The organism is Pseudomonas sp. UBT, assembly GCF_050915955.1.
Taxonomy (GTDB): Bacteria; Pseudomonadota; Gammaproteobacteria; order Pseudomonadales; family Pseudomonadaceae; genus Aquipseudomonas; species Aquipseudomonas antarctica_A.
Genome location: NZ_CP168079.1, coordinates 4112282 through 4122985 on the forward strand (window position 1 = coordinate 4112282; position 10704 = coordinate 4122985).

Genomic DNA, 10704 nt, shown 5'->3' on the forward strand with positions numbered 1-10704 from the left:
CTGGCCGGTGCGAATACGCGCAAACGCCTGTGCCTCAACCTGCCCGCGTCATGGCACCCCCATCACGAGAACACCACTTCCACTTGTGGCACCCGTAATCGGTAGGGACCCTGCTCGCCGAACGAGCGAAAACGTCACATCGTCCCCCCCCACGCTGTTGGTAATGCGGGTCAGGAACGAACTGCCGACTTGCACCGCTGCCCCCCCATGGACAAGGGCTGTGCCCAAGTCCGGATTGGTCATCATCAGCAGGCGCGTATTGAACGACGAGGGGCTGCCTTTGTAAGTAATGGTGATCGGCGTGGTAATCCCAGGGTCCGGGCAGGTGTAGGTGAGCCTACGGTCGCTGCGGATGGTGGTTGTCAGCGGATCGGTGCCAATTGCTCTCTGGTGCACTTCACCGAAGTTGATCTCGATCGCGTTGTTATTGTTGATCGTGCAGGTTGATGGGGAGACGGTGAAGTTGTTGGCGGCGCGGTAAGTGACGGTGAGACTCGCCGTGGCTGCGCCGTAGTTGTTCGTGGAAGTAAGGCGCAGGAGCCCGAGTGAATCGCCTATTCGTACATCAATCGGATTGGACGGGTTGTTACGCATCAGAATGTAGGGCGTGATATCGATCGGGTAACCCACAAAGTTGTCAGGCATCGTGGCTGCGCGTATGCCAACCGGAACAGGCGTATTGCGGTACGTTCCATTTATTCGCAAACCAGTCCCTTCGCTGGTGAATTTGGGGCCAGGCGTCCAGGGGGTGCCCGCCGAGTTCCCCGTAGACCAGTAGTCCTGCCGGGAAGACGGACTTTGTGAACCCGGGGAGAATTTACATTCAAGCTGTGCACCCTCCATCAAGATCCTCGTACGATCTTCGGTCAAGCGAACGGTAACGGGCACACTTAAATTGGGATTGCCCGTTTGCCAGGCTCCGCCATTAACCCGACAGTCGACAGCCTGCGCGGTGGTAGCAGCGCCGAGAAGCAAAACAGTTGCAATGAGTCGTTTCATTTATGGCACTCCCATCACGAGTACACCGCTGCCGGTTATGGCACCGGTGGCAGGGAGTGAGCCCGTTCGTCGAACCAGCGTAAACGTCACATCGTCGCCCCCCACGCTGTTGGTAATCCGGGTCAGGAACGAACCGTTGACTTGAACCGCAGAACCCGCACGAACAAGGGCCGCGCCTACGTCGGAGTTGCTCATCCTCAAGAGACGCGTGTCGAACGACGATGGGCTACCTTGGTAGGTGATGGTGATCGGCGTGGTAATCCCGGCATCCGGGCATGCGTAGGAAAGTCTGCGGTCGCTGCGAATGGAGGTGGTTAAAGGATCGGTGCCTATTGCCCGTTGATGTACGTCGCCGAAGTTTATCTCGATCGGGTTGTTATTATTGATCGAGCACGTTGAGGGGGAGACGGTGAAGTTGTTGTTGGCGGTGTAAGTAACGGTCAGTTGCACTGAACCGCTATTATCACTGTTTGTCTGGACCATACGTAATACCCCGAGGGTATCCCCGATTCGAATGTCGATCGGGCTCCCCGGACTATTACGCATCAGTATATAAGGCGTTATATCAATCGGGTATGCGACCGTGTTATCCGGCATGGTGGCCGCCCGAATTCCAACGGGAACCGGGGTATTTCGGTACGTTCCGTTTATTCGTAAGCCGGTGCCTTCTTGAGCGAACTTCGGGCCGGGAGCCCAGGGTGTACCGTTGCCGGTTGCCCAGTAGTCCTCCGCTCTAGATGGGGTCTGAGGGCCGATTGTGTATCGGCATTCGAGCCTCGCCCCTTCGAGTAGGATACGGTTTTGTGCCGTGTCCAGTCGGACGTTTACGGGGACCCGCAAGTTTATATTGCCCCCGCCGACAATTGTCCACACGCCTCCATTGACACGGCAATCAACGGCTCTTGCGGTGGTGGTAAACCCTGTCAAGACGAGAAGCACAATGGCTCCATCGAGTCGTTTCATTTTGATCTCTCGTTGTTTATCTACCCAGCCCCCACAACGAACATGCAGTCCGTGATTTAAGGCAGCCCAGAAGAGAATTGAGGTTTGCATGAGGCTGTTTTCAGCCTATGAATGATGTTTCACACCTATGGGTAGTCCAACGTAAACGTAGAACTCACGGTGTACGCACCATGCTCTATAGTCTGATCCCTGATGGCATTCGGCTCGCCCTGCACATAGGCTTTGAGCTCAATACTGTTGCTGCCATCACTCAACACCTGTTCGTCGCTGACGGCATTCAAGGGCAACGGCTTGTCGCTCAGGGTCTCGATACCAACCCCAATGCCTGAGGCGCCGCTGCCTCCATCCAGTGCGAGTAACCCGGGCAGCGCCGGGTTTTCTGTACCGCCGAACGTGATGGTGACCGTCTTGCCAACCGTAGTGTCACAGTCCTCCAGGTGCAGCTTGAAACCGCGACCCTGTGAACGCGTGTTGATATAGAGGTGCTTGCTGGTGATGTCCCAGAGTTCCAGCGTGATGGCCTCGTCGCCCGGCCGAATAGTGCAGGCCTCTTCAACCAGGTTGCCCTTGAAACTCAAGTTGTCGGCCGCATGGCCGTTGGAGGCGAGGCCCACGGTAAGCAGTAATGCCAGACCGCCACATGACCAACCCTTATGAACCCTTTCTTGTCGCATAGACTCGACTCCTACTCGTATTCGGCCAACAGCGTGGCCACCGCTGTAAACCTTGCGGGGGTCAGTACGGCCCCTAGCCGTTTGACGGGTACAACTTCCAATGTCGGCGGGGACGACAGGCTGATGTCCAGTGGCGTATTGAGTAGAAACGGCACGTTATTTTGAAACAGCCGGATGCCCAGGTCAGGCACACTGGTCTGCACCGCCGAGCCATCAAACGCCGTGGCTGTGCCGTTAACACTCAACTTCAACTCCCACGGCAGCGTGTCGTTGCCGCAACTGATGATGTAATCGACCCCCTTACGGTATTTCTCACCATCGACGCGCTTTACACCGACGTCCCCAAAGTCGACTTCAATGGTGTTTCCAGCATCAATCGTGCAGGGCGGAGGCTCGTTCAGTGTTCCGCTGAACGTCAGGTTGGCCGACGCACCATTGCAAAGGCCGATGGAACACAAGGCGAGCAACGCTCGCTGCTGCCAAAATGTCATGGGTCGTTTCTCTTGATGGGTAATCGATTTCATTGGTAATCGACCACGAGGGTGGCGGCGGCATCAAATGCGCCTCCCGTGAGGCTGCTGCCCGCGCGCTTGACAGGCACCGCCTGCACGACCGGAAAGTTTGGATGGGTAAAATTCACGGCCGTATTCAATGGCCAGTCAGCGCCATTGACGAACAGCTTTACCCCAAGGTCTGTCTTGCGGGTCAAGAGCACGCGACTGTCGAACGAAGCGCCTGTGCCCTTGAGTTCCAGCTTCATCGCGTTGTTGAAGGGGGAATCACAGGTGACGGTATAAGGCACGTCCCGACGGTAATTGACCCCGTCAACCCGTGACGTCAGAAGGTCATTGCCGAACGGCACATCCAGCGTACCGCCGCTGTTAATCACACACGGCGGGGGCGCGATGATCACCGCGCGGATGGTCAGACTCGTATCGGCCTGCGCGCTTTGGCTGACGGCCAAAAGCAGGCCGCCACCGATAAGAAGGGCCCGCGAGCCGCTTGACTTAGCCATTGTTCTGCCCTCACTCATAATTGAGCCTGAAATCCACCACAGCCTTGAATGCCCCGCTGCTTAACGGTGCAGAGGTGCGCGTGGGTTGAACATTCCAGGTCTGGGTATCGCTGCCCAAGGTCAAAAACAAAGGTTCGCCTCTTGAGCCGAGCTGTACATTGCGTCCCATGGCGTCGGTCAAATACAGGCCCATCCCGGTGATGCCTTGCACTTTGACCAACCGTGGATCATCGGCATCGGCGGGCGCCATGAACGCTACCGACCGCACGGGTTGAAAAGCACTCCATGCCAGGTTCCCCGTTCGCTCACTGCGGATGCTGCCTGCGGTGCGGTGGCAATCGCTGAAGCGCAACTGAAAGGCCACCGATGTCGCCTGATCACCCGGCCGCTGCAGTTGGCTGGTGGATACGGCGCCCAGGTCAATCGTCTGATGAACCGATGTCATCTCCAGGCTGCAAGGGGATTCATGCATGGTCCCGAGAACATTCAGCATGCCGCTCATGCCCTCGATATCCTCGCCGTCCTCGACGGCGCATGCACTCCCCATAAAGGCCAGCAACAGGCCGCCCAGGACCTTCACATTGTGCGAATTCATGACTTTCTCCGGCCGCTGGCATTACTTGTTAGGCGCTGAGGCTTGCACATTGACCTTGCACGTTTGGCCGCTGCAGGTGAACGCCAGCAGCGGACGGCCGCCGTAATCATTCACGTAGGCCAAATAGGGCGCTGTGCCGAGGGCCGTGGCAGTCGGGCCCAGTTGAAGCGTGCCTTTGGGCGGGACCATCACTGGCACAAACCCCGGCACGGTTTTGCCATCCTTGCTGTCGCGCGCATCCACCAGGGTCACGTAGTAAGGCGTAGGGTTGCTCACCTGGTAGTGGTCGCCTTCGCGGGTCAGGGTCAGTTTTTCCTGCCAAGGGTTGGACAGGTCTTGCTGGCTTGGCGTAATCGCTTGCGGCCGGTAGAACAATTTGATCCGGGTTTGCAGCGCAATTTGCAGGGTGTTGGACTTGTCACTGCGCGGCGGGATTTCCCTCAAGTTGAAGTAGTAGACCGTCTCCCGATCCTGCGGTAACGATTTCGCCGCCGGCAGCGCCTGAACTTTCACCTGGCTTTGCTTCCCAGGCTCCAAGCGTTGAACCGGCGGTAGCACGATCAGGGGCGTGGTGATTTTTTTGCCCTCTTCATCCTCGATCCAGCCCTGGGCCAAATACGGCAATTGGGTATTGTTATTGGTGATATTCACGCTGGTGGCATCTTTGCCACCATCAAAAATCACGCGGGTACGGTCCAGGCCGACAGCTGCGTTAGCACTCTGGCTCAAGCCTAGCGCCAGCAGCACAAGAGCCTGAGGTGTGAAACGTGTAGTTAGCATCATGAGGATGGGTTCTCCATATCGGTACGCTTGCCGGTCAGCGCTGCGGGCTCGGGCAAGGAAGGGTCATTGGCTACCAGTTGGCAGCGCAGTTGCAGGGCATGGGTCAAACCATCGGTTGGCAAAATGACAGGCAGCGTGAAGATGCATCGCGCATCCCCTCCCCAACTGACGCTCATCTGCTCCCCAGGCTGAATGCCACTCAGGTAGACGTTGCCGCCGTCATTCATAATCCCGGTGTCCTGCTGTTTGAGGTTTTTCACCGTCGCACCGAAGGGCGGCGAACTGCCGTCCGGCAGGCGCAGAACAGCCATGGCTTTCTCACCGGCGATCACGTCCAGCGATCGATAACCGATAGCGCCTTCGGTGAGCGTCAGTTGCGTCATTGATTGAGTGGCTTCGACATTGCTCGGCAACTTCTCCAGATCAACACTGGCCGCCGTACGCTGGTAGCTGCTGATGTCGGAAATAACCGCCTTGCCGAAAGCGTTGCTGCGGGTCGGTGTGCCATAACCGCGCACAGGCACATCGGCGACACCTGCGGTATCGACCATCAGACGGGTACCGCCGGTGCTATTGGTACGGTGCAGCGCCGCGCCGTAAGGTGTGAGCGTGCCACCGCCGCGAGCGGATACACCGAGGCTGCTGTAACTGCCTTTTTGCGTGCTGGCGCTTACATCAATGTCGGCCTGGTCACCGATATGACTCAGATAACCACCGGCGGAGTTGTTGCTTGCACTGAGCTGGTAGCTATTACGCTCATTGAGGCGATCGCTGTAGCGCGTTGAAAACGTGTTGTCGCCTGCGGACCGATTGGCATCCAGCGACAGTGTGCCGGTGGGCCCCAACGGCAAACTCACCGTCAGCGACATGCCGTTGTCTTTGTAGTTGTATTCCAGCGTGCGGTACGCGTTCAGCGACAGGCTCATGTTTTTGACCGAGCCCACATTAAAGTAGCGGGACAACGACAGGTTCCAACGCTGGGTGTCCGGCCGGTCCCAATACGTTTGCTTGTTGTAACTGGCGTAAACGGTGGCGCCCAGGTCACGAAATTGTTTATTCACCGTCACCGTATAAAGGGCCTTGCTGCCACCTATCGGCCTCCAGTCCTCGCTGTATTCACCGTTCTCGTTGTACCGCCCGCGCCCGCCGAGTTCGCCGTTCAACCCGTAATGACGGGCATCCAGGTATTCGGCCATACTCAAAAAGTTCTTATCGGAAAACCGGTAACCGGCGAAGGTCACCTGGCTGTCGTACTGTTCAAAGTTCTTGGAATATTGAAGGCGATAGGATTTACCCGAGAGCGACTCGTTCCACACGCTTGCGTGGGATTGCGTGACATCCACCGAGACCGCCCCGAATGCCAGCAGGTCACGCCCCGCCCCGACAGACAGCGCACGGTAGTTGTTGTCCGACATACCGCCGCCAAACAGCGACCAGCCGTTGCTGATCCCCCAGGAGAACTCGCCGGTGCCAAAAACGTCACCTTCGGCGCCGTACTGAAGATTGGTCGGTCGACCGGTCGCCACCTTGTAACGAACTTGCCCCGGTCGCGTCAGGTAGGGAACGCCTGCCGTGTCCATCTGGAAAGAGTGCACCGAGCCGTCCTGCTCTTCCACCCGTACATCCAGCTTGCCGGTCACAGCGTCATTAAGGTCCTGAATGCGAAAAGGCCCCGCCGCGACCAGGGTTTCATGCAGCACACGCCCCTGCTGGCTGATAACGACTTTCGCATTGGTCTTGGCCACCCCGACGACTTCCGGGGCGTAACCACGCAAGTTGGGTGGCAGCTGGCTTTCATCCGAATTGAGCGCAGCACCCGTGAAGCGGAAGCTGTCGAACAGGTCGGAATACAGGTAGTTCTCGCCCACCACCAAGCGCGCCTTCAACGCAGGAATTGCGCGATACGCGTAGTAACGGCTCCACTCCAGTTGGCGATTCCCGGCCGGCCCTTCACGGCCTTTTTCGACACGCCCCTGCCAATCCGCCCTCAGGCGCCAGGCCCCGGCATTGGCCCCCACGGTTCCGTTACCACTGAGGTTATTGCGGGCCCGCTCATTCCTTTGGTAGTTCGATTGCGCCGTCAGGTTGTAGTCAACCAACAACCCGGGCACCCCATCATCCCAACGGGAGGGCGGGTCCCAGTTAATAGCGCTGTACTCAAGGTAGGCCTGTGGGACGTTAATGTTCAGTGTGGCGGTGGCCAAATCACCACTGACCTCCATGCCTGGCAAACTTTGAGTATCCAGGCACTGCCCGCCTTTCCACCACGCACGTGTGGCGGCGCCGGACTCTTTCAAGCCCAATTGTTCCACCAGCGCCGGTGACAAACAGGCCTGACTGCCTTTGGGATCATTATCGGGAGGGTAGAACGCCACCGAGTGCTCAGCCATCACTTGGTTATTGATCTGTATAACCATCGCGTAAGTGCCCGGCAGAATAAAGCCGCTGCGCGCAAAACGAGACAAGTCGATATTAGTGCGATCAATAAGATCAAGAACATCGGTATTAAACTCGATATCCCCGGCACCCAGTGCAGTGCCTGCCAGTGACATTAACCCGCCAAATATAGTGGGACGGAGCGTAGTTTTGACCTTGGACGTATTCAACATTAAAACAACCCGTCAATGTTCAAAAGTATTCCAGCTTGAACCGCACTGCGGCCGTGTGAGCACCTGTCACCAGCGGCAGTCCATTGCCGACCAAGCGAAGGGTGTAGTGAAGTGTCATGTCGCCATTGACCAACGGCACCAAAGCCATCGGCTCACCCGGAACACTCTCCTGACCCGCAGCGTCCTCAATGTGCAGCGCGACCCCTTGCGAGCCGCCAAAGACGGCAAAGGAACGCCCTGCTCTGTCGTGAGGACCGTCAAAGGTCACGCGCAGATGCTCCCAATCGGGAAGGTTTACACCGGGCCGCGATGGGTCGGGACGAGTCAATGAGCAATTGACCAGGCGCAACTGGAAGGGCTGTCGTACGCCCGTCGCATTGCGCAACAGCCGGCCTATCGGTTCAGGAGGCATCTCGATGGTTTGATCGGCACTGACTGCTTCCAGCCCGCAGGCGGAGTCAACGATCTCTCCTCCCAGCGTGACAATCCCATCGCCTTGCGCAGTGTCCTGCGCGCAAACATCGGGGGCGATAAGCATCATCAATGAAGAGGCAATAGCGAAACTTATGAATGTCCTCACCTATCTATCTCCCGTCAGCGTCCCCCCGTCACCGTTGGGTGACGGGGGGGAAACTTACTGATAAGCCAAGGTGAAGTTGGTGACCGCGCTGAAATCACCCGGGACGATGTCGCCGGTAGCGGCGCCTTGCACATAGGCACCGAACTCCAACGTGTTGTCGCCGGTGGTGATGGCCTGCGGGGTGGTAGGGGTGCCCAGGTCAATCACTTGGCCGCCATGGGTCATCATGATGCCGATGTTGCCGGCACCCCCGACGGTGCCGATCGCACCCGGTACAGCGCTCGACGGTGACGCGGTGAAAGTGGTGGTGACGGTGTTGTCGGTGAGGCCCGTCAGGTCGCAGCCTTCAAGCTCGATCCGCACACTGCGGGCTTCAGACTTGCCGCCTGCTTGCAGCTGATGCTTCGCGATAGCCCCCAGGCGAACGGTCTGATCTACGGAGTCAGGTTTAATAGAGCAGGCACCCGAGTGGACAGACCCCAAAAATGTAACCGTTCCATCCGCCGCTTGAGCCACGGACATCGACCCCAGCAGCAGCCCGATAGACAACAGTGCAGTTTTCATTTTGGTTTTCATTTGCAAGTACTCACACAGTCATTAAGTGTCATAGAAAAACCCTGTCGCAGTGGTGCGCAAGGCTGGTTAAGCACGCAACGAAGAGGGTGTAACGCCTGATTAAAGCTCGGCAAAAAGTTCGAATCACACTGTGCCGTGTGAAAAGTTTTTCCAACTATTTGCATTGCAAATCATGACCCGTTCGAAGCCAGGTAAGTTTCTATTTCAGACTTGAAAATGTAAGCCGGGAGATTCGCTTAATGACGTAGCCTTGACACATCAATACACATAGGAAAGTTATGGCTATTTGCCAAAACTTTCAAAACAGCCGTAGGAAGTAGACTACGAGGAGGTTAATGAGAATATTTTATTGTCGGATAGGTATGTAAGAACAGGATTACATAGTTTAAAAAACAATGTACTTACTCAAGTAAAGCAACTAGCGAATTGGAGAGTGCCACGAGGCGTGGAGGACCGTCTGTCGGGAGCCATTGCACTGCCTGTAAGATATATCTTAAGTTATATCTAGACACACACAGAGGCTCCTACCATGCGAGACCATCCTCACCAGCGCGACGGCTTTGACCCCCGCGCAGGTCGCGGTCGCGGCCCCCGGGTGTTTGCACCCGGTGATTTGAAACTGTTGCTGCCGGCCCTGATCGCCGAACAGCCCTGCCATGGCTACGACCTGATCCGCCAGATCGAAAGCCTGTTCGACGGCGCCTATACCCCAAGTCCCGGCGTGATTTACCCCACCCTGACCTTTCTTGAAGAGAGCGATCTGATCCAGGGCGACGCCGACGGCGGAAAAAAACGCTACACAATTACCGATGCCGGTCGTCTCTTCCTAAGCGAACAAGCCGTTGCGCTGGAGGGTGTGCGCATGCGCATCGACGTCAGCAAACGCTCATTACGCGGCCACGACCGCCCACCGGAAATTCACGAGGCGGTACACAACCTGCGTCACGCCTTGCACTCGCACCACGGGCGCTGGAGCCCGGAAGAAATCGTTCGTGTCGCGGCGCTGCTCAATCGCACCGCTCAAGCCATTGCCGACGGGAAAGACCAATGAATACGCAAGCTATCCACCGCGTCACCCACGAAATCAAACGTCGTCGCCTGCAAGTGCTGCGGGTAGTCGATATCACCCCACGCATGCGCCGCGTCACCTTCGGCGGGCCGGAACTGGCGGGGTTTATAAGCCTGGGCAGCGACGACCACATCAAACTGCTGTTCCCGCAGAACGCCGCCGAACAGGCCGCACTCGAAAGCCCGACCTTCAACATCAAGGGTGAAGGACCGCAACCGGCCATGCGTGACTACACGCCGCGTCGCTTTGACCTGAGCATCGGCGAGCTGGATATCGACTTCGTGCTGCACGGTGACGGCCCTGCCCCCACATGGGCCGAGCAAGTGCAGGTAGGCCAACACCTGTACATCGGCGGGCCACGCGGTTCGATGATCGTGCCGGATATCTTCGACAGCTACCTGCTGATCGGCGATGAAACCGCACTGCCCGCCATCGCGCGCCGCCTGGAAGAATTGCCGGCGGGCCGCAAGGTACTGGCCGTGATTGAAATCGCCAATGCGGCGGAACAGCAAGCCCTGCAAAGTGCCGCCGATGTGGACGTGATGTGGGTGGTGCGCGGCCAGGATGACCTGCTCGACACCGTACGCACACTGACGCTGCCGAGCGGCGCGCTATACAGCTTCGTCGCGACTGAAACCAAGCTGTCGCGCCAGGTGCGGCGCGTGCTGCTGGACACGCACAAGGTCAATGAAGAGTTCCTCAAGGCCGTGGGTTACTGGCGCGCCGAAGGCAGCGAAGAAGACTAGAACCTCAAGCACGCTGAAGACTCAATGTAGGAGCTGGCTTGTCGGACCGCCGAACCGCTGCGATGGCATCAGCTGGGTATGCCTGATGTACCGAG

At 57.6% G+C, this 10704-nt stretch carries 12 protein-coding genes; 2 read left to right on the forward strand and 10 right to left on the reverse strand.

Features of this window, described 5'->3' with window-relative positions; genetic code table 11:
• Positions 1-48 precede the first annotated feature (48 nt).
• From ACDZ94_RS19010 to ACDZ94_RS19055, 10 genes are all read right to left on the reverse strand, one after another.
• Positions 49-999, reverse strand: a complete 951-nt coding sequence (locus ACDZ94_RS19010) for a fimbrial protein (RefSeq protein ID WP_064450893.1) — start codon at positions 997-999, stop codon at positions 49-51.
• Entirely contained in the window at positions 1000-1962 is a 963-nt protein-coding gene (locus tag ACDZ94_RS19015; RefSeq protein ID WP_432750589.1) for a fimbrial protein, read from the reverse strand.
• 125 nt (positions 1963-2087) lie between these two features.
• Positions 2088-2636, reverse strand: a complete 549-nt coding sequence (locus ACDZ94_RS19020) for a fimbrial protein (RefSeq protein WP_262667108.1) — start codon at positions 2634-2636, stop codon at positions 2088-2090.
• Between the two features lie 11 nt (positions 2637-2647).
• Positions 2648-3127, reverse strand: a complete 480-nt coding sequence (locus ACDZ94_RS19025) for a fimbrial protein (protein WP_432751521.1) — start codon at positions 3125-3127, stop codon at positions 2648-2650.
• 29 nt (positions 3128-3156) lie between these two features.
• Positions 3157-3651, reverse strand: coding sequence for a fimbrial protein (locus ACDZ94_RS19030; protein ID WP_064450888.1), 495 nt, complete (start codon positions 3649-3651; stop codon positions 3157-3159).
• A gap of 10 nt (positions 3652-3661) precedes the next feature.
• Positions 3662-4246 (reverse strand): fimbrial protein, encoded by a 585-nt coding sequence (locus ACDZ94_RS19035; RefSeq protein ID WP_432750590.1) that lies wholly within the window; start codon positions 4244-4246, stop codon positions 3662-3664.
• A 21-nt stretch (positions 4247-4267) separates the two neighbouring features.
• The gene (locus tag ACDZ94_RS19040) at positions 4268-5029 is read right to left on the reverse strand and encodes a fimbria/pilus periplasmic chaperone (RefSeq protein ID WP_064450886.1); all 762 of its coding nucleotides are present in this window, start codon (positions 5027-5029) and stop codon (positions 4268-4270) included.
• Positions 5026-7638: an outer membrane usher protein gene (locus tag ACDZ94_RS19045; RefSeq protein ID WP_432750591.1), complete on the reverse strand. Its 2613-nt coding sequence runs from the start codon at positions 7636-7638 to the stop codon at positions 5026-5028. Before ACDZ94_RS19045 ends, ACDZ94_RS19040 begins: the two co-directional genes overlap by 4 nt.
• 19 nt (positions 7639-7657) lie before the next feature.
• Positions 7658-8179: a fimbrial protein gene (locus tag ACDZ94_RS19050; RefSeq protein ID WP_407017926.1), complete on the reverse strand. Its 522-nt coding sequence runs from the start codon at positions 8177-8179 to the stop codon at positions 7658-7660.
• Positions 8180-8272: 93 nt separating this feature from the next.
• The gene (locus tag ACDZ94_RS19055) at positions 8273-8782 is read right to left on the reverse strand and encodes a fimbrial protein (protein WP_064450884.1); all 510 of its coding nucleotides are present in this window, start codon (positions 8780-8782) and stop codon (positions 8273-8275) included.
• Positions 8783-9323: 541 nt separating this feature from the next.
• Between ACDZ94_RS19055 and ACDZ94_RS19060 the strand changes: the two genes are divergently transcribed.
• Together ACDZ94_RS19060 and ACDZ94_RS19065 are read left to right on the forward strand one after the other, a co-directional pair.
• A complete protein-coding gene (locus ACDZ94_RS19060) occupies positions 9324-9845 on the forward strand; it encodes a PadR family transcriptional regulator (RefSeq protein WP_064450883.1) in 522 nt (173 codons plus the stop codon).
• A complete protein-coding gene (locus ACDZ94_RS19065) occupies positions 9842-10609 on the forward strand; it encodes a siderophore-interacting protein (protein ID WP_432750592.1) in 768 nt (255 codons plus the stop codon). Before ACDZ94_RS19060 ends, ACDZ94_RS19065 begins: the two co-directional genes overlap by 4 nt.
• The last annotated feature ends 95 nt before the right edge of the window (positions 10610-10704 follow it).